This is a genomic window from Lentzea atacamensis, from assembly GCF_003269295.1.
Lineage (GTDB): Bacteria > Actinomycetota > Actinomycetes > Mycobacteriales > Pseudonocardiaceae > Lentzea > Lentzea atacamensis.
This window is the reverse complement of sequence record NZ_QLTT01000004.1, coordinates 400,196-418,883: the sequence shown is the minus strand read 5'-3', so window position 1 is coordinate 418,883 and position 18,688 is coordinate 400,196. Positions and strand designations below refer to the sequence as shown.

Here is an 18,688-nt window from a genome sequence, read left to right as displayed (position 1 = left end):
CCAATCTCGATGGAACCGCGGTACCCGCCCGGCGAACCTCAGCCGGAGACAGGCGATCCGATGGCGTGCAACCCTTCCCTTCTCCTCTGCTACCTGACTTCTGTTCCTTGCACGACCGTCGGCACCGGACTTCTTGCACTGCTGATAACAACTCGCCGACTGGTCGCATTGCATCCAGCACTTGCTACTTCACGCGACTGCCGGCTCCGGGATGGTGCGTACTGCGGTCGTGCTTCCGGTCCTGCTTTGCCGACTGTCCTTGGCCGCTGGCTGGAACCCCTTACCACTGATCGGTCCCAGCACGTCCGGCCGTCCTGCACTGACTCACGGGTAGTTCGTCATCTCCCGTGCCGATATGACGTTCTCTCTCGCAACATGTAGAACACTACACACAGTCGGAGGTGAATGTCTACTCCTGCCACTACAGATTTACTCGTTCCGGTGCAGCAGGCTGTTGACCTGCGATCTTGGGATGCGCCGACACGGCTGGCCCGACATGGGCGGCGGGTCAACATCCATCGGCAGGTGCGGGTTAGCCGCCGTGCGGCGACGACCTGCCGCATGACCGCAAACGGCGACGGCTTGACGAAGGTGCTGCCTGCGGAGATAAAGGCTTGAATCGAGGCGGCGGGCCGGTTTGACGGCGTCGCTTCGCAGGGTATGGACTGGTTTCGACCGTCTTCAGCGGAGAGGGCGTGCTCTGGTCATGGACAGTCGAGACGACAATCCACCAGACAATTCGGGCGACCTCGTGCTGGACCTCGACGAGCGCGTCCCTGCGATGGTCACGGTTCGCCGTTGGGCGGCGGACGCGCTGGCCGATCTGTCCGACGAGGTGCTCGGTGACGTGCTGCTGGTCGTGACGGAGCTGGTGACCAACGCCTACGACCACGGGCTGTTCGCGCGTGAGGTTCGACTGCTCCGCATCTCCGAACCGTGCTCGGTCCGGATCGAGGTGGACGACAGCTCCCCTGAACAACCGGTCCTGGGTCGCTCGAGGATCGACCGACACCGTGGTCGCGGGCTGGTCATCGTGGACCGGCTGTCCAAAGAGTGGGGCGTCATCCCCAACGTCGTCGGCAAGACCGTCTGGGCTGAAGTCTCCTGCGGTAGCTGCTGAACCAGCACCTCCATACACGCGTATCGCTGTGCCTACTGTGGTGCCGCGACAGTGCATCGGATAGCACAGTGGACGTCGAGGACCGAGGTCGTGCAGCGAATCATCGCTGAAGTTGATCAGGTGACATCGCGGAAGGCATCCTCGCGTTCGTCGCATACGCCGCGGACATGGGCCTGGCCGTCACCGCACCCGCGGTCGTCACCGCACCCGCGGTCGCCACCGCCCTGGCCAGCACTGCCGTCACCACCCGCGCGCGCAACGTGCTGCCGTACATCTCCCGGCTCGGGCGGCGCACTCTTGGTGCTCGTCAGCCTGTACGTCACCTGCTACGGCATCTACGAGCTACGGCTCTTCCTCGGCGACGCCGATCCGGCCGACCCGGTGATCGACGCGGCAAGTGCGCTGCAGAGCACTCTGGTCGACCGGCTCACCGCCAGCGGTTCGGTGCCGGCGTTGCTCGTCCTGGTGGCGCTGCTGTCGGGAGCCGCGCTCCTGGTGCGCAACCGGCACAAGGCCCGCAAGTGAGCCCACTTTCAGGCTTACGTCAACTGCGATGTGCAGAATCCGGCCGCGTGCGATCGGCGGTGTTCAGCCTTCGACGCAGGGTGTCAGCGAATTCCTCGGCCCGTCCGAGTTGGGTGCGGAGTTCGTCGCAGCGTTGCTGTGCGGCGTGCTCGAACTCGCGCAGCGTCGCGGTGAGCGCTTGGCGTTCGCTGTCGTCGACGGGCTCGTCGCTGTCGAGGCGATCGGTGGCGGCCAGGAGCTCCTGCATCTGTTCCAGGGTGAATCCGAGCGGCTTCATCCTGCGGATGACCATGAGACGCGCGACGTCCGACTCGGTGTAGAGCCGGAACCCGCCCTGGCTGCGGGCAGAGGGCACCACCAGACCGACTTCGTCGTAATGCCGGATGGTGCGCTGGGACAGCTGGGTCCGGGCTACGACCTCGCCGATCTGCATGTGCTCGCCCGTCATGCGGTGTCCATTTCGGTCATTGCTGCGGTGTCACCACTCACACTCAGGCGGTCCCCCAGGATCTCTACCCTAACGTAAGGGTAGAGTCTGGACCGGCGCTGAGCTGACTGGTCAACGTCGACCGCCGGTCCAGGCAAACCGTGAACCAGCACCACGACACCACCATCCTCTCAGCCAGGAGCCGCCGCGTGCCTTCATCGCCGCGTCACCGGCTTCCCTCACCCCCGCCGTAGGCCAAACGAGCCGCACCGACCAGCGCTACGGCGACCCACTGCCGCTGTGCGCGACGCGCGTGTGCCCGCCGTTCTTCCTCGTTCTTGATCCATCCGCCCCGCTCCGCCAGCAGAGCCGGGCCTGAGCACGACAGGCTGATCGCTGACCATGCCTCCGACCTCCACGTTCACCCTGCCCCGACTCACGCGTCCCACCTGGCTATCACCGAAGGTCCTGCGCACCGAGGTCCTCGCCGGACTGGTGGTCGCCCTCGCGCTGATCCCCGAGGCGATCTCGTTCTCGATCATCGCCGGCGTCGATCCCAGCGTCGGGCTGTTCGCCTCGTTCACGATGGCGGTGGTGATCTCGATCGTCGGCGGCCGTCCCGCGATGATCTCGGCCGCGACCGGGGCCATCGCACTGGTGGTGGCGCCGCTGGCCCGTGAGCACGGGTTCGGCTACCTGATCGCCACGGTGATACTCGGCGGGCTGATCCAGATCGTGCTCGGTTCGCTCGGCGTGGCGAAGCTGATGCGGTTCGTGCCCCGCAGCGTCATGGTCGGGTTCGTCAACGCGCTGGCGATCCTGATCTTCCTCGCGCAGGTGCCGCAGCTGATCGACGTGCCGTGGGCGGTCTACCCGCTGTTCGCCGGCGGGCTGCTGATCATGGTGCTGTTCCCGAAGCTCACCAAGGTGGTTCCCGCTCCCCTGGTGTCGATCATCGCGCTGACCGCGCTCACCATCGGCGCCGGCATCGCCGTGCCCACCGTCGGCGACGAGGGCAAACTCCCCTCCTCGCTGCCGGTACCGGGAATCCCGGACGTGCCGTTCACCTGGGCCACCCTCACCTTGATCACGCCCTACGCGATCGCCTTCGCGCTCGTGGGGCTGATGGAATCGCTGATGACGGCCAAACTGGTCGACGACATCACCGACACGCACTCGAACAAGACCCGCGAGTCGATCGGGCAGGGCATCGCCAACGTCGTCACCGGTTTCTTCGGCGGCATGGGCGGGTGCGCCATGATCGGCCAGACGATGATCAACGTGAAGACCTCCGGTGCCCGCACGCGGCTGTCGACGTTCCTCGCCGGCACGTTCCTGATGATCCTGTGCATCGTGTTCGGCCCTGTCGTGTCCGACATCCCGATGGCCGCACTCGTCGCCGTGATGGTGCTGGTCTCCTTCGCCACCTTCGACTGGCACTCCGTCGCACCGGCCACGCTCAAGCGCATGCCCACCGGCGAGATCAGCGTCATGGTCATCACCGTCGTGGTCGTCGTCGCCACCGACAACCTCGCGATCGGCGTCATCGCCGGCACCATCACCGCGATGGTCATCTTCGCCCGCCGCGTCGCCCATCTCGTCACGGTCAGCCCGCTGCTCGACCCGGACGGCGAGCAGGTCACCTACACCGTCACCGGCGAGCTGTTCTTCGCCTCCAGCAACGATCTCGTCTACCAGTTCGACTACGCGAACGACCCAGACCGGGTAGTGATCGATCTGGGCGCGGCGCACATCTGGGACGCGTCCTCGGTCGCCGCACTTGACGCGATCACCACGAAGTACGCCGCCCGCGGCAAGACCGTCGAGATCATCGGCCTCAACCCGCCGAGCGCGACCATGCACGGCACGCTCAGCGGCGAACTGGCCGGTAGCCACTGATCAACGCGAATCCCAGCCGGCCCCGTCGTACCGCTGATGCTCTGACCTTTCGCGACGGCGAGATCCGCCGATGGCCGACACCCACACTTCGCGCAGACCGTCTTTGGTGAGCTTCGTGCTCATGTCGACATCCCTTCACGTCGTGATCGGGTTCGCTGGCGCGGATGATCTCCCGCACGACCGGTGCGGTGTCGCCGCGACCGAGAAGCAGGTAGCGGAACGAGGTGGCCCAGCGGGTTGCCCTCGCTCCAGGTGAAGTGGCAGTGCGGCTGGACGCCGGTCGCCGCCGGGTCTCGCGCGGCTGACGTCGGCTTGCCCCGACGTTCTGGCGGCGGTGTGCTCGAGCGGTGAGGCCTGCCGGGCGGGCGTTGCGTTTGTCGATCTTCGTCGGGGAGAGCGACAGGTGGCGGCACCGGTCGCTCTACACCGAGATCGCGCGCCGCGCGCACAAGGCCGGACTGGCCGGGGCAACCGCGATCCGCGGCATCGAAGGCTTCGGCGCGAGCTCACGCATCCACACCAAGCACTTGTTCCGGTTGAGCAACGACCTCCCAGTCCTGATCGTCATCATCGACGCCGAGGACCGCATCCGCGGGTTCCTGCCGCAGCTCGACGACCTGAACATCGGCGGCCTCGTGATGCTCGACGAGGTCCACGTCGTCAAGTACACGGCCGACCGGCGGTGATGGCAGCCACCCCCGCCGTCTCCCGGCCGGCGGACTCGGTATCGTCACCGGCAGCGGCGGTGGGGCTCGCCGCTCCGGACCTCGGAGAACCGCAGCGGCAGCTGCCAACAGTCCCTACTCCCCCAGATGCGGTACGTCCGCGGGCAGAGTAGGACCACGACTGTGCACAACGAGGTCGAACCCATCGATTCGGATGTCGATCTGCGCGTGCCCGCGCAACGCGCCGAACTCGTGCGCCATCACGGCCCGGTACTCGCCGCGATCGCGCTCGGCGGCGGCCTCGGCGCGCTGGCCCGCTACGGGATCTCCCAGCTGCTGCCCACCTCACCCGGCGGCTTCCCGTGGAACACGTTCCTCATCAACGCGCTGGGCTGCCTGCTCATCGGCGTGCTGATGGTGCTGATCACCGAGGCGTGGTCCGCACACCGCCTGGTGCGCCCGCTCCTCGGGGTCGGCGTGCTCGGCGGCTTCACCACCTTCTCCACCTACGCCGCCGAAGTCGGTGACCTGCTGCGACCCAGCTCCGCAGGGATGGCGCTCGTCTACCTTGTCGCCACTCCGCTCGCGGCGGTGCTCGCGGTGTTACTCGGTGTCTGGGCCACGCGCGCCGTCGTGCAGCGACAGGCGGTGCGCTGAGATGCACCTCGCCGGAACCACGACCCGCCTGACCATCCTCATCGGCGACGACGACCGCTCGCATCACCACGCACTGCACCACGAGATCGTCCTGCGCGCACGCCGCGCGGGACTGGCCGGCACCACCGTGCTGCATGGCTGCGAAGGCTTCGGCACCCACTCCTTCGTGCACACCGACCGGTTCCCCGACACCGCCGACAGCCTGCCCATCGCCGTGATCGTCGTGGACACCGACGAACGCATCCAGGGCTTCCTGCCCGAGCTCGACGAGCTGGTCACCGAGGGCACCGTGATCGTCGACGAAGTGGAAGTCGTGCGCTACACGGGAAGGCAGCCGTCATGACCGCCGCGCTGATCTTTCTCGGAGCCGCCGTCGGCGCTCCGCTGCGTTACCTGACGGACCGCGTCGTCCAGGCGCGGCACGACAGCCTCTTCCCCTGGGGAACCTTCGCGGTCAACCTCGCCGGATGCCTCATCCTCGGCGCACTCACCGGAGCCGGCGCGGCGATGCCGCACTCCGTGCTCGCCCTGGCGGGCACCGGGTTCTGCGGCGCGCTGACGACCTACAGCACGTTCAGCTACGAGACACTGCGATTGGCCGAGCAGAAAGCGTACTTCTACGCGGCCATGAACGTCGTCGTCAGCGCCGTGGCCGGTGTGGGTACAGCCCTTCTCGCTCACATGTGCGTCGCGGCGATGCTGGGATGAGATGAGCATTGTGGGACATTCGTTGGCGGGCGGGCCGCACCGCCGACCCCAGGTGCTCGACCTGAACGACTACGCGCATGACGTCGCAGCAGTCCGAAGGTGGACGCGGAGCGCGCTGTCCGGTGTGACCGCCGACGCACTCGAAGACATCCTCCTGGTGGTCAACGAACTGGTGAGCAACGCCTTCGACCACGGTCGCGGCCCGCGCAGGATGCGGCTGCACCGGTCGACGGAGCCGTGCTTCGTGCGCGTGGAGATCGACGACACCTCGCCCGACCCGCCGACACTGGGATGCTCCCGTCTCGGAGGCAACCGAGGCCGCGGCATGGTCATCGTCCACCGGCTCGCGAAGGACTGGGGCGTCACCCACAGCCTCCACGGCAAGACCGTGTGGGCCGAGATCACCTGCTGACCGCCCTACCCCAGCACCAGCACCCGCCGAGTGGGGGAGCTGCCGCCTGCGTCCGACAGCGGCCAGGCCGGTGACTCGTTCCGGGTTCCTTCACCGCCGTCAGCGGTGTGGAGCTCGGGGCGGGTGCAGCGCCGCGCACGCGATCACCAGTGAGACCAGCACGAGGATGGTCGCAGCGAGTTCGAGGATCATCTCGATCAGGTACTCGAAGAGCATGGCTCAGTCCCGCGTCGTGTGGACCCGCACTGCGGGCGGGTCTGTGGGTGCGGTGCGGCGACGGGCCCGCAAGCTCGTCAGCGTGACGGTGCCGAGGACAGCCACGATGACCGCGAGCGAGACCGGGGTGGGAATCTGAGGCACGGCAGGCCAGATTCCGTGGGCCCAGTGCAGCACCAGCTTCAGCCCGATGAAGGCGAGGATGATGGCGAGGCCGTGGTTGAGGTGAACCAGTTTGGCCAGCGCGGAGTGCAGCACGAAGTACAGGGCACGCAGGCCGAGCAGGGCGAAGGCGTTGGTCGCGAACACGAGGTAGGGGTCGTCGGTGATGCCGTACACGGCGGGCACCGAGTCGATGGCGAACACGACATCGGTGGCGAACACCGCCACCACCACGACCGCGAGCGGTGTGAGCGCGCGGCGACCGTGTTCGCGGACTGTCAGGTGAGTGCCGCGGTAGTCGTCGGTAACGGGCATCAGTCTGCGCAGCAGCCGTACCGAGCGCATTCGGGAGATGTCCCGATCGGTCATGGCGCCGGTGAGCGCCTGGTGGAGGATCTTCACCGCCGAGGCGAAGAGGATCAGGCCGAACACGAGGAACGCCCACGTTCCGGCGGCGAGCAGTGCCGCGCCGGCGGCGATGAAGATGCCACGCAGCACCAGGGCGCCGACGATGCCGTAGAGCAGGACGCGTTGCTGCACCTCCAGCGGGACGCTGAACGCCGCCAGCAGCAGCATGAACACGAACAGGTTGTCCACCGACAGCGACTTCTCCACCACGAAGCCCGTGACGAACTCCACGGCCTGTCCGCTGCCGAAAGCCGTCCAGATCCAGATCGCGAACACCATGGGCAGCGTGAGGTAGAAGACCGACCAGCCCACGGCCTCGCGCATCAACACCTCGTGCGGGCGGCGGGTCACCAGGAAGTCGGCCGTCAGCAGTGCCAGCAGGACCGCGATGCTGAGCAACCACAGTCCCGGCGAACCGACTGAGTCCGCCTGGGCGGCCGGGACGACGGCAGACGCAACTGCTGAGCCGGGCACAGGACCTCCTCGAACGTCAGCGTTCGAGGTCTCCTTCACCCACCGGGGGCGGCCTCCCGGGGACACCGTCGGAGTGTCCGTACTGACCGGGCAGACCCTGCGGAAGTACTCCCCTCGCCCAAAGTATCGCCAGCCAATCGAAGTAAAGCAATAGTAAAGTGTTGGTAAGGGGTCGTTCAGGTGTGGCGAGCGATCGTCCAGGCGTGCGGGCACGCCTCGTTTGGGTGTCGGTGGTGCCGCGACCTGACGATTGCGCGGCCGGGTAACGCCTCTTCGGGTTGGGCGGGACAACAAGATCACGCTCACGAGACGTGGCCGGCCGGCCGGCGAACTGGGCGAGCACTGGGAGTGGGTTCGTCGCCCTCGGATTCGCGTCGCCGGGATCCGAACCATCGGTTGCCACTGGCTGCGGTGGCCGCGTTCGCCACGAGCTGGGCATCACCGCAAATCGCGCACGCCGAGACCGGCGATCCCACGGTCGGTGGCGGTCCGCTCGTCGGCGACACCGCCAACGCCTACCCGGTAGTGCACCCGGACGTCGACTGCGCCACCGTCGGACTGCCCCAGCTGACGACCGAGGTACTCCAGGTGTTCTGGGAGTGAACGCCAACCACGTCGGCGGGCACCCCCATGTCCGATGTGCACCCCTTGCGCTCGATCAGGTCAGCGACCTCGACGATGCCCGCACCGCGGGCGTGACCTCGTTGGACCACATCTGTCCACAAGGATCCAATGCCTCCGCAGCAGCGTTGCGGATACCACTCGCCAGATGCGGGCCAACCATCTGCTCAGCCGGCAGCCCGCATCCCAGAAGTTTGCCTTCCGCCGGCTTGTGCGCACCTTCAAGGGTGGAGCGCCGGAAAGCCTGGTCGACCCGCTCGTCACAACACGGTGGCGGCGGCTACGCGACTTGAGGTGTCATGCCCCGGTTTCGATCATCCTCACCGGAATGATCTTGTGGGCGTGGATCGAGCCGCTGCTCCCGGTGGTCCCTCGTCGTGCCGACCATCCGGGGCGCAAGCGGCTGCATCCTGTTCGTGCTCCACACCGATATCCCGTGGGAGTTCCTGCCCCAGGAACTCGGGTTCGGCTCCGGCATGACCGGCCGGGCGGCGGCTGCGGGACTGGCATCGGGACGGGGTCTGGCAGCGGCTGCACGAGAACCTGCTCGCCGAACTCAACGCCGCGGACGCGCTGGACTGGCAGCGGGCGGTGATCGACGGCTCGCACGTCCGCGCGCTCAAGGGCGGCCCAAAGCGGGGACGAGCCCGGTCGACCGCGCCAGAACGGGCTCGAAGCACCACCTGATCACGAAGGACACGGCATCCCGTTGGCCGTGTCCCTCACCGGCGGCAACTGCAACGACGGCACCCAGCTGATGCCGCTGATCGGCAAGGTCCCGCCAGTGCGCGGGAAACGTGGCCCGTCGAGCATCTTGATCGCGGTCCGTGCCTGGTCCGGCTGTGCGGAAGCGAGCTGTTGCTGCCGCATCAGGTCGTCGCGCCGGCTGACTACCGACGTGCCGTGAAGAGCACGATGTTCGCGAAAACGGTTCACCAGGGTGCGGGTGCGGAGGCGGGCGGCCAGGCGCAGTTGGAAGCGTGAGTAGCGGCGGTGCCCGCTTACTGGTGTTCTACAGCGCCAGCCGGTTCGTGGAACAGGTTGGTGTAGGACCGCTGGTCCTCGTCGGGCAGCGAGCCCCGCCTCGTGTCGAGGTGATCCATGTCCGGATGACTGAAGAGCCCGTCCGCCGGGAACGCGCTCATTGGACGCGTTCCGTCAGGTGGTTCAACACGGGAATCACCTGCGCTGTGGCCGGGCGGATCGTAACGCGAATCGTTGTGGGTCTGCATGGGTTCCGACTTTCTCTGCGTCCCGTGCGTGCACACGGCGAGTAAGCCGGAGCAGCCGCACGGCGCTAGGGATTCGGGAAACATCTGACGAACTCAGGCCCCGATGGTGTCAATGGTACACGTCACCTGGTGGCGTGCGCCGTGGTCTTCCGCTCCTGAGGTCTTGGAAGTGCGCGACGAGAGTCTTCTCCGGATCTGAAGTGATCCGCCGTCAGACGGAACGCTGTGTTTACCCGCACCCTCAGACGGGTATGAGAACTGCCGGAAGTAGTGCCATGCCAAGGGATTCGGAGCCGGGCCTGTGTGGTGAGACAGGAGGAACGACCAGCTATGTGGTTCGTGGACGGGAAAGCCGCGGAGTTCCTCGACAGTGCGCCTGCCGGCACCATCGACGTTGCGCGTGGTCTTGCAGGTTCCGGTGGATCGCTGCTGGAGATCACGGCGGTCCTCGAACGAGCGCCCGTGGGCTTCGCCGTGGTGGACGAACAGATGCGTTTCCTCTACGCCAACCCGGAGTTCGCGTCGGTGCTCGACTTGGCAACCCGTGACCACGTCGGGCGAACGATGAACGAAGTCGTTCCACCCGCCTACGCGGCCGCAGTGGAATCCCGCGTCGCCGAGGTGCTCAGGACCGGCGCCGTACACCGTGACCTCGAGACGCGTGCCGACGTCGGAAACACCACCAAGCAGCTCCTGCTCAACCTGTTCCCGTTGTGCGATCACGACAACGAGGTGATCGCCGCCGTGATCACGGTTCAGGACCTCACCAAGTCCCACGAGGTCGTCGAGCTCGAAGGACTGCGCCTGCACGCCGAGTGGACCGATCGACTGGATCGGACACAACGCGCCGGGGGCACGGGATCCTGGGAACTCGACCTGCGCAGCGGACGAGTCGTGTGGTCGGCCAACCTCTGCCGCATCGCCGGTGTCACCCAGTCCCCGAGCACCCTTGAAGAAGTTCTTGCACTCGTGCACCCCGACGACCTCGGCCTGGCACGGGCGTCCTTCACCGGTCTGACCGGGCACGCACCGGCACCGGACACCGAGTACCGGCTGTGCACGCCCGACGGACGTGTCGTCGTGCTCTCGTCGATCGTCGAACCGGTCGCGGACACCACCGGCACCGTGGTGGCGCTGCGCGGCATGTGCGTCGACCGCACCGCGCGACGTACCGCCGAGGCCGATGCGCGGGCTGCCGTGGTACGAGCGGATGAGATGACGGCGCAACTGAAGGACGAGCGGAAAATCGTGCTGCAGCTGCAACGGGTTCTGCTGCCACCCAGCATCCCCGACGTCGAGGGCGCGGAACTGGCGGCTGCCTATCAGCCCGCGAACAGCTCGGCTGGAGTGGGCGGCGACTTCTACGATGCGTTCCCCCTGCCTGATGGCAGGCTCGCGATCGCGGTCGGCGACGTGATCGGCCATGACGTCGAAGCCGCGGTCACGATGGGCGGGGTCCGCAGCGCGCTCCGCGCCTACGCGATGCAAAACCCGCTTCCCGGCCGCGTGCTGGGTGAACTGAACCGGCTCGTCTGCTCCTGCGTCGACATGACGATGACCACGGTGTTCTACGGCGTGTACACCCCGAGCGACGGCACTCTCCGCTACGCCAATGCCGGCCACCCCCACCCGCTGATGGTCCGCGGCGGCATCGCCCGTCCGATGGCACACCGGCACGGGCTGATCACAGGAGCCGCGCGGTCTGCCGACTACGTCACGTTCGAGACATCGCTACGACCGGATGACGTGCTGGTCGTCTACACCGACGGACTGGTGGAACACCGCGAGAACGACATCGACACGGGCATCCAATCCCTGTGCGACGCCGTGACAGCACCGCATCTGCCCGAACGCCTTGACCACCTCGTGCCGGCGGTGATCAACGCCGTCGCCCCACAGGAAGCTCGCGACGACATTTGCGTACTCGCACTCCGCCACAGACCAGGCCGTTGAACGCTGAATCGAGGAATGGAGGGCCTGCTGCGAAAAGTCACCTTCCCTGGGAAAGCCTAGTCGCCCGAGGTTGTCCCGGCTGCCGGGCGGAGCAAGGCGTAGATGGTGGTGCCGTGCGGGGTCGCGTGGACGCGGACGAGATCGGCGAACTGGTTGACCAGCAGCACCCCACGTCCGCCGCGCAGTCCGGCCGGCCGGGGTCTCCGTCCGGCGAGGGGGTCGGCCAGCTGTCCGGTGTCTCGGCGGCGCGGTGCTGGCGGTGCAACTCGCCGATCACCCTGCCGTCAGCGATGTCGAACGCGGTGAACAGGCTGGTGATGCCGTTGCGGACATAGTCGTTTACAAGCCCTACCAGGCGACGGTTGCAACCGATCCACATCAGGGCTTGATTCCGGTGCTGACAAAACTGCGTGAGGAAGCCCTCGAGTTCCGGACCCGCCCACGTGTGTGGCTTGAGGGTCGAGCCGAACTTCATGCGCGAGGTCTGTGACGTGGACTCCGATGGCGACAGGTTCTGCGCCACTGACCTGGTGGCGGCGCGGAACGACAGCGGAGGGTTCGCGGTCCGTTTCGCTGACAGCGGAGGCCCGGTGTACGGCCTCACCACCGACAACCGTGCGATCGCACGAGGCGTCATCTCTGGTGGGGGACAACTTGAGAGTCATGTACTTCCAGGACTGGCAGACCATCTGGGACGACTTCAGGGTCTGGCCGGTCATGCCCTGACAGGTGGGCACGGGCGGGAGGTTTCTTCCCACCCGTGTCAACCTTGGCTGTGGCCCAGGTCGTCATAGTGCGGAGGCGTGATGCGTACTGATTCGAGCAACGAGTCAGCCTTCGCCGAGTTCACCTCGACGAAGGCTGATTCATTGCTGCATGCGGCCTGGCTGCTCACCGGCCGTCGGCGGTCCGCCCTGTGGGAGTACCGAAGTCACGCCGCGCCAGGCGAGCCGGAGAAGGGAATGTCATCGGCCGGCGACGGTGCGGACGGCCGGTCCTGACCGCGGGCTCGGACGATCTCCAGGGCCAGCCGCACCTCGAAGGCATCCTCGTCGATCGCGCGGCCCAGCAGCCGGGTCGCCTTCTCCACGCGGTACGCGACGGTGTTCCGGTTGATGTACATGGCAGCGGCAACCTGCTGCCGGCTGCGCCTCATGGCGAGGTACAGGCGAAGGGTCTCGCGCAGGATGGCGTGCCACGGCCCGGTGCTCGCCAACTCGCCCAGCACGTCCGCGACGAACCACCGCGTGCGGTCGTCGTCCTTGGCGAGCAGCGAGACCACCGAGACGTCCTCGTACGCGTACCACCCGGTGTGCGTACTCGCACTGTGCAGCGCCGCCTGCGCACCCAGCAGGCTGCGGCGGAAACCCGCGGTTCCCTGCGCGACCGGCCCGGCACCGACCTGTAGACCGTCCACCGCCGACAGTCGAGTTCGTACCGCGGCGAGGGCCTCCGGCTCCGGCGGCCGCGTCCCCTGGGTCCACGTCCACACCTCGCGACCGCGGTTGACGACGACCAGCGGGCGTGCCCCGCCGGTCTCCCGGTTGATGGTCTGTGCGACGCGAACCAGGTCCTCGGCCGCGAGCCCGCAACCAGGCGCCGAGCGCAGCACCACCGCCCAGTGGTAGTCCGACTGCCGCAGACCGAGCACGCGCTCGGCCTCGTGGGCGTCACCGTCACCGTCATCGTCGGCCAGGATCTGCGAGAGCAGCCGAGACCGGTCGCTGCATCTGGCATTCACATCATGGATTGTCATACTGCCGCCTTCCGACGTGATCCAACGGCGGGACGTCACGAAGACGCCCAAGCGCCTCAGATGGCGGCAAGGTATCCGCGACACTCCCCCGTGACCACGCACCGGCCGGGATTTCATCCATTTTCGAAATCTGCGACGTCAGTTGCCTGAAAGCGCTATCATCGACATCGGCTTTCGGTGCCTTCAGGCCCGACGGCTGCTCACGTGCAGCGCGTTGACTGGGCGGTGCCGCGTCTGCGCATGAGCCGCCCGCATCGACGGCGCGGGCTGGTGGAGGACCTTCACCACCATCCGATTCCCGTTGCTCGCCCCGGCCGTCACGCTCAACGTCGCCACCGCACTGCTCGGATCGATGAACGGTTTCGACATCGTCCAGGCCACTACCGGCGGCGGCCCGGGCGGCAGCACCGAACTGCTCAACATCTTCGTCTTCCGCACCTTCGGCCAGGGCCTGTTCGCCCAGGCCACCACGATGAGCCTGATGCTGCTCCTCATGGTCGCGCTCCTGGCCTTCCCCGTCATCAAGCTGCTGCGCAAGCGAGAGGACGTGCTCTCATGACCCTCGCGACCGCATCACCGTCCGCCACCAAGACGAGCTCAGCGCGGCATGGCTTGGGACGAGGGAAAAGGCTCACGCGGCTCATCCAGCCCGCGGTGGCCATCGCGCTTGTGGTGCTGCTCCTGGGTGTCCAGTTCTGGCTCGTCCTCGCGACCGCCGGCAAGGACCAGGCCGAGGCCCTCAACCCGAACCTCGCGCCTCCCACCCGCTGGCACCTGTTCGGGAACTTCGCGACGGTGTTCGACCAGGGCCGCATGATCCCGGCCTTCCTCGGCAGCGTCCTCATCACGGCCGTGTCCGTGGCCGGTGTGCTCATCCTCGGGTCCATGGCCGCCTGGGTCCTGGGCCGCCGCCGCGGCAGGGGAATCGCCTTCGTCTACGCGCTGGGAATCAGCGGCATCGTGCTGCCCCCGGCCGTGGTGGCCCTGGTGCTGCTCCTGCGCGAGCTCGGACTCGCCGGCACGGCGGTCGGGATGATCGGGGTGTACATGGGCATGTACATGTCCACGGTGATCTTCTTCACCACAGGCTTCATACGGACCATCCCCGTCGAGCTCGAGGAAGCCGCGCGGGTCGACGAAGCGGGGCCGGTCCGCGTCTTCTTCCGCATCATCCTGCCCCTGCTCGGCCCGACCATCGCGACGGCGACGATCCTGATCTGCCTCTACGTCTGGAACGACGTGTTCTACGCCCTGTTCGTCATCGGTGGGCGCATCGACACCCTCCCGCTGAACCTGTACCAGGTCGCCAGCAGTGGGCTCTACCTGCAGAACTGGCACCTGATCTTCGCCTACATCATCCTCATGAGCCTGCCACTGCTGATCACTTTTGTCGTGATGCAGCGAAAGATCATCGCCGGGATCACCAGCGGAGCCGTCAAGTGAGCCGTCTCGAAGCGGGCTCCCATAATGAACCCATGTCCTATCCGACGCCCGTCAACCGGCCCGCCACCATCGCCGACGTCGCGCGGGTAGCGGGCGTCTCCGTGCCGACCGTCTCCAGGGTGCTCACCGGCGCGGCACGGGTCAGCGAGCAGCGTCGCCGGCGAGTAGAGGCCGCGATCGCCGAACTGGCGTACCGGCCGAGCGCCGCGGCCCAGGTCCTCGCCTCGCGCCACTCCAAGACCATCGCGATCGTCGCCGCCAACACCTCCCGGTACGGCTACGCCGAGGCCATCCGGGGAGTCGAGGAATCCGCCCGCGCGGCCGGATTCGTGGTCATCATCGTGGTCGTCGAAAGCGAGCGCGCCGAGGACGTCCGGGCCGCCGCCGACGCCGTGCTGCGGCAGTCGGTCGCCGGCGTCGTCGTGCTCAAGTTCGACCCGCCCGGGGTCGGTGCGCTCAAGGCCCTGGAGTCGGTTGTCCCGGCCGTGGCGCTCTCGGGCATCCCCGAGCCCGGCGTCCCGCAGGCAGTGCTGGACGAGTCCGGGGCCGCAGCCGCCCTGACCGAGCACCTGCTGGGCCTCGGCCACCGCACCGTCCACCACGTGCGGATCCCGCCCTCGGGCAAGGAGGACGGCCGGACCACCGGATGGCGGGTCGCGCTGCAACGCCACGGCAGTCCGATCCCGCCCATCGAAGACGTTTCCTGGGAGATCACGACCGCCTACGAGGTCGGCGTGCGCCTGGCCCGGGATCCCGCCGTCACCGCGATCTTCTGCGGCAACGACGAGACGGCGATGGGCGTCATCCGCGGAATCCACGACACCGGGCTGAGGGTGCCGGCGGACATCAGCGTCGCCGGTTTCGACGACCATCCGCTCGCCTCCATGTTCATCCCCGCACTCACCACCGCGCGCCAGGACTTCGCCGAGCTCGGCCGGCACGGCACGGCCCAGCTGCTGGCACTGCTCAACGGCGAGTCGCCTCTCGCGCTGGAGACCTTGGAGCCTCCCATCGCCATCAGGGAGAGCACGGCTCCTCCGTCGGGGCGCCGCCGGTAGCCACCCAGTCCTTCGTCTGACCTCCTCGTTTCTCTGAAAGCAGGTACCCACGACTGTCCAAACACGCCAGCGCGGCCGAACCCGGTCCATCCTCGGCTTGACCGCCACCGTCCGCGTCCTACACCACGTGCGAGCAGGCCATTCAGACGAGGCGAGAGTGGACGCCGATGACTTCGACAGCCGACCCGTGGGACCGCCTGCTCCCCGAACCAACCGAGCTGATCGTGTCGATCCTCCTGCTTCTGAAGAACCACCCACATGCTCAAAAGATTCGCCTCGCCGACAAGCGCGGCGACGGTGGATCGATGTGCTGGTCAAGGTCCCTGGCACGAACTTCCACGACGTCGGCCAAATCATGAACTTCACGAAGTCGACCGCGGTGAGCAGCGGGAGACACGGGAACCACTGCAGCGCATCGTGGCGGGGCCTGGACAACCTCGACCAGCTGGCTTTCGAGTTTCCTGAATTTGAGAATCATGGAATAGCCGGTTTCCGGCTGGCAACGGCGAATCCTGGCGGAACGGTGCGCGATGGCATCCGTTCCACCAGGAGTCACTGTTGGGCGCTCGTGGTCAGCAGACGATGTCGGTGAGGTGAATGTCCTGGTGGTCGTGCACCCGGTGCCACCCCGGCCCGACGTTCTGGACGAAGGCGACCGTGCCTCGGCAACCAGGCGCGATGTAGAACCCGTCGGCGTCCTTGACCCCGTGGTCGTCGGAACTCTCACCAGGCCGCAGCACGACCCACGAGTTCGACTGGTTGCGAGAAGGCCAGTCCCTGGTGATGCGCAGGTTCTGGTTGTTGTCGTCGTTGTAGATGTCGCCGCAGATTCCGAGCGTGCACAGAACCGTGATCGGCGGGCTGTCCTCCGCCGTCCCCTGATCGGCCACGGCGACGCCGGAACCGGCCAGCAGCAGTCCCGCGGTGATCGCGACGGTGGCCGCGAGTGGTCGCTTGATCATTACATCCCCCTTCAGAGAAGAAACGCTTCTCCGCGCTCCTGAACCAACCGTGCCGCCGCCGAATCGCGAGCGGCAAGGATCTCCCCGGCTTCCGGGACGCTGGGACGGCGGGACGGTGCCTGAGCAGCGCCGATTTGGACGGCGTGGGACGCCTGGGACCGCGGCAACAATTCCACGCCACGTGTCCGCTACTGCGGGTGGCACCTGACAAATTGCGGCGCGATCGGCGGAACTCGTCTCAAATCCGTACGTGCCGCACCAGGAGCGGCGCTACAACTGATACGCAGAGCCGGTCGATGATGAGCAGGGAGATCATGACCATCAGTCCGCGTGCCAGGGAATTCGGAGATCAGCTCGAACGGTTCAAGCTGGCCAGCGGTCGCAGCTACGAGAGCATCGGCAGGAAGGCCCACCTGAGCAAGTCCGCGGTGCACCGCTACTGCACGGGCGCCACGGTGCCGCGGGAGTTCGCGGTAGTGGAACGCATCGCCCTGACGTGCGGCGCGAACCGCACCGAGATGGCCCAGCTGCACCGCCTGTGGCTGCGCGCTGCAGCCGAGGCCGACGACAGCACGCCCGAGGAGAAAAACCAGCCGGCCGAACCCCCGCCCTCACCGGCGCCTCCGAGCTCCGTCCGCTCCAAGCGCCCGCTCGCGCTGGCCGCCGTGACCGCGTCGATGGCCGCGTTGCTCGTGTCGAGCTCGGCCAGCACCCACTCGGCCGGCAACCCCGCCCCGGCGTCGGACCAGTGGGTCGTCGGCCCGGCGTGGGCGCTGCCGCCGACTCCTGTGCCGAGCACGCTGTTCGGCGTCACGATCAACAGCGCCACGGGCGCGATGCCCGCCTTCCGCGTCGGCGCCGCGCGCTTCTGGGACGGTGGAACCCGCTGGTCGGAGATTCAACGGCGGCGCGGCGAGTTCGACTGGACAACGCTGGACCGCCTGGTGAAGGGCGCCGAAGCCGCGGGCATCCCGCCACTCTTCGTCTTCGGCGGAACCCCCAAGTGGGCCAATCCCAGCGGCGGACCGGCCACTCCGTACCCCGACAGCACCTCCGCGCCACCCACCGACCTCGCCGACTGGGACGTGTTCATCCAGTCCCTGGTGAACCGGTACCGGGGCCGGATCGAGGCCTACGAGCTGTGGGTGCTGGCCAACGACCGGCGGTTCTACTCGGGCAGCGCGGAAACCCTCGCCGAGATGACGCGTAGGGCCCGCGAGATCATCCGCGCGACCGACCCGAAGGCGACGGTGCTCTGCCCCGGCATGGGAGAGCTGTGGAGTCCCAACGGCATCTCCTTCCTCAAGGGCTTCATCGAGGCCGGCGGCTACGACCACTGCGACGTCGCGAGCATCAAGCTGTTCCAGCGCCGGCCGTCCGACCCACCCGAGACGATGCTCGACATCGTCACGTCGATCGACCGAATCATGCACGAAGCCGGCATCCACCCGAGGCTGTGGAGCACCGGCACCACGTACTCCATCGCAACGCAGGACCGCCTCGACGAGGCCACTGCCAGAAACCACGCCGTGCGTTTCTTCCTAACGGGCATCTACGCGCGCAAGGCCAACCTCGAACGCATGTACTTCTACAACTGGGGCGGAGTGAAGATCCCCATCGTGCTGCAGCCCGTGGGAGGAGTGCCGACCAGCGCCGCACTAGCCGTAGAACGACTGCAACACTGGCTGGAGAACGCCAGCGTCCGCTCCTGCGGTCACGGCATCACGGCGAACCTGCCGGAGAACGTCTGGCAGTGCGAGTTCACGGTGGTGGACCCCGAGCAGAGCTACGACGCGACAATTCGCTGGACCGACAGGGGAACCGCCACCACCACGATCGGCCCACGCGTACAGGAACTGCGCCGCCTGGACGGCGAGGTCGAGGCTCTCCGTCCTGGCGGCACCGTCACGGTTGGCGAAGAACCCGTTCTCCTCGCGACGAGCCGGGTAACGCTGCGTTGATCAGCCGATCTCGCAGGCCTTGAGCACCG

Annotated in this window: 21 protein-coding genes and 1 pseudogene; 16 read left to right on the top strand and 6 right to left on the bottom strand. The window is 67.2% G+C overall.

Annotated features, from left to right (window positions below):
- The first annotated feature begins 706 nt into the window (after nt 1-706).
- The gene (locus C8D87_RS20910) at nt 707-1,120 is read left to right on the top strand and encodes an ATP-binding protein (RefSeq protein ID WP_112228010.1); all 414 of its coding nucleotides are present in this window, start codon (nt 707-709) and stop codon (nt 1,118-1,120) included.
- A 100-nt stretch (nt 1,121-1,220) separates the two neighbouring features.
- Here C8D87_RS20910 and C8D87_RS20905 read toward each other — a convergent pair whose 3' ends face one another.
- Entirely contained in the window at nt 1,221-1,415 is a 195-nt protein-coding gene (locus C8D87_RS20905; RefSeq protein WP_112228009.1) for a hypothetical protein, read from the bottom strand.
- A gap of 5 nt (nt 1,416-1,420) precedes the next feature.
- On the opposite strand from C8D87_RS20905, the gene C8D87_RS20900 reads away from it, so the two are divergent.
- On the top strand, nt 1,421-1,645 hold the full coding sequence (locus tag C8D87_RS20900; protein ID WP_146771807.1) for a hypothetical protein: 225 nt from the start codon (nt 1,421-1,423) through the stop codon (nt 1,643-1,645).
- A 19-nt stretch (nt 1,646-1,664) separates the two neighbouring features.
- Here the strand turns inward: C8D87_RS20900 and C8D87_RS20895 are convergent, their stop codons facing one another.
- Entirely contained in the window at nt 1,665-2,093 is a 429-nt protein-coding gene (locus C8D87_RS20895) for a MerR family transcriptional regulator (RefSeq protein ID WP_112228007.1), read from the bottom strand.
- 381 nt (nt 2,094-2,474) lie between these two features.
- Between C8D87_RS20895 and C8D87_RS20890 the strand changes: the two genes are divergently transcribed.
- From C8D87_RS20890 to C8D87_RS20865, 6 genes are all read left to right on the top strand, one after another.
- Entirely contained in the window at nt 2,475-3,971 is a 1,497-nt protein-coding gene (locus C8D87_RS20890) for a SulP family inorganic anion transporter (protein WP_112228006.1), read from the top strand.
- A gap of 347 nt (nt 3,972-4,318) precedes the next feature.
- Nucleotides 4,319-4,657, top strand: a complete 339-nt coding sequence (locus tag C8D87_RS20885) for a DUF190 domain-containing protein (RefSeq protein WP_112228005.1) — start codon at nt 4,319-4,321, stop codon at nt 4,655-4,657.
- A 162-nt stretch (nt 4,658-4,819) separates the two neighbouring features.
- Complete coding sequence (crcB, locus tag C8D87_RS20880) at nt 4,820-5,293, top strand: fluoride efflux transporter CrcB (RefSeq protein ID WP_233442215.1); 474 nt, start codon at nt 4,820-4,822, stop codon at nt 5,291-5,293.
- 1 nt (nt 5,294) lies between these two features.
- Complete coding sequence (locus C8D87_RS20875; protein WP_112228003.1) at nt 5,295-5,636, top strand: DUF190 domain-containing protein; 342 nt, start codon at nt 5,295-5,297, stop codon at nt 5,634-5,636.
- Nucleotides 5,633-6,001, top strand: coding sequence for a fluoride efflux transporter CrcB (gene crcB / locus C8D87_RS20870; RefSeq protein ID WP_112228002.1), 369 nt, complete (start codon nt 5,633-5,635; stop codon nt 5,999-6,001). The genes C8D87_RS20875 and crcB (C8D87_RS20870) overlap by 4 nt, the downstream gene beginning before the upstream one ends.
- 1 nt (nt 6,002) lies before the next feature.
- A complete protein-coding gene (locus tag C8D87_RS20865) occupies nt 6,003-6,413 on the top strand; it encodes an ATP-binding protein (RefSeq protein WP_112228001.1) in 411 nt (136 codons plus the stop codon).
- 219 nt (nt 6,414-6,632) lie between these two features.
- Here the strand turns inward: C8D87_RS20865 and C8D87_RS20860 are convergent, their stop codons facing one another.
- Complete coding sequence (locus tag C8D87_RS20860) at nt 6,633-7,673, bottom strand: TerC/Alx family metal homeostasis membrane protein (protein WP_112228000.1); 1,041 nt, start codon at nt 7,671-7,673, stop codon at nt 6,633-6,635.
- Between the two features lie 411 nt (nt 7,674-8,084).
- Between C8D87_RS20860 and C8D87_RS20855 the strand changes: the two genes are divergently transcribed.
- Together C8D87_RS20855 and C8D87_RS47860 are read left to right on the top strand one after the other, a co-directional pair.
- The gene (locus tag C8D87_RS20855) at nt 8,085-8,276 is read left to right on the top strand and encodes a hypothetical protein (protein WP_112227999.1); all 192 of its coding nucleotides are present in this window, start codon (nt 8,085-8,087) and stop codon (nt 8,274-8,276) included.
- A gap of 346 nt (nt 8,277-8,622) precedes the next feature.
- A pseudogene (locus C8D87_RS47860) lies at nt 8,623-9,096 on the top strand (transposase); the annotation flags it as partial.
- A 199-nt stretch (nt 9,097-9,295) separates the two neighbouring features.
- Here the strand turns inward: C8D87_RS47860 and C8D87_RS46025 are convergent.
- Nucleotides 9,296-9,439 (bottom strand): hypothetical protein, encoded by a 144-nt coding sequence (locus tag C8D87_RS46025; protein ID WP_170166513.1) that lies wholly within the window; start codon nt 9,437-9,439, stop codon nt 9,296-9,298.
- Between the two features lie 417 nt (nt 9,440-9,856).
- Between C8D87_RS46025 and C8D87_RS20845 the strand changes: the two genes are divergently transcribed.
- Both C8D87_RS20845 and C8D87_RS49215 read left to right on the top strand, forming a co-directional pair.
- Entirely contained in the window at nt 9,857-11,479 is a 1,623-nt protein-coding gene (locus tag C8D87_RS20845; RefSeq protein WP_112227998.1) for a SpoIIE family protein phosphatase, read from the top strand.
- Between the two features lie 113 nt (nt 11,480-11,592).
- On the top strand, nt 11,593-11,814 hold the full coding sequence (locus tag C8D87_RS49215; RefSeq protein WP_170166512.1) for a hypothetical protein: 222 nt from the start codon (nt 11,593-11,595) through the stop codon (nt 11,812-11,814).
- Nucleotides 11,815-12,410: 596 nt separating this feature from the next.
- On the opposite strand, the gene C8D87_RS20835 is transcribed toward C8D87_RS49215, so the two are convergent.
- A complete protein-coding gene (locus tag C8D87_RS20835) occupies nt 12,411-13,220 on the bottom strand; it encodes a PucR family transcriptional regulator (RefSeq protein WP_170166511.1) in 810 nt (269 codons plus the stop codon).
- A gap of 268 nt (nt 13,221-13,488) precedes the next feature.
- Here C8D87_RS20835 and C8D87_RS20830 point away from each other — a divergent pair, with 268 nt between their 5' ends.
- The 3 genes from C8D87_RS20830 (at nt 13,489) to C8D87_RS20820 (ending at nt 15,736) form a co-directional block, all read left to right on the top strand.
- Nucleotides 13,489-13,794: an ABC transporter permease subunit gene (locus C8D87_RS20830; RefSeq protein ID WP_215732434.1), complete on the top strand. Its 306-nt coding sequence runs from the start codon at nt 13,489-13,491 to the stop codon at nt 13,792-13,794.
- 95 nt (nt 13,795-13,889) lie between these two features.
- Nucleotides 13,890-14,678, top strand: coding sequence for a carbohydrate ABC transporter permease (locus tag C8D87_RS20825; protein ID WP_215732406.1), 789 nt, complete (start codon nt 13,890-13,892; stop codon nt 14,676-14,678).
- Between the two features lie 32 nt (nt 14,679-14,710).
- A complete protein-coding gene (locus C8D87_RS20820; RefSeq protein ID WP_112227995.1) occupies nt 14,711-15,736 on the top strand; it encodes a LacI family DNA-binding transcriptional regulator in 1,026 nt (341 codons plus the stop codon).
- Between the two features lie 572 nt (nt 15,737-16,308).
- On the opposite strand, the gene C8D87_RS20815 is transcribed toward C8D87_RS20820, so the two are convergent.
- Complete coding sequence (locus tag C8D87_RS20815) at nt 16,309-16,698, bottom strand: hypothetical protein (RefSeq protein WP_112227994.1); 390 nt, start codon at nt 16,696-16,698, stop codon at nt 16,309-16,311.
- 314 nt (nt 16,699-17,012) lie between these two features.
- Between C8D87_RS20815 and C8D87_RS20810 the strand changes: the two genes are divergently transcribed.
- On the top strand, nt 17,013-18,659 hold the full coding sequence (locus C8D87_RS20810) for a helix-turn-helix domain-containing protein (RefSeq protein ID WP_112228262.1): 1,647 nt from the start codon (nt 17,013-17,015) through the stop codon (nt 18,657-18,659).
- Nucleotides 18,660-18,688: the final 29 nt, after the last annotated feature.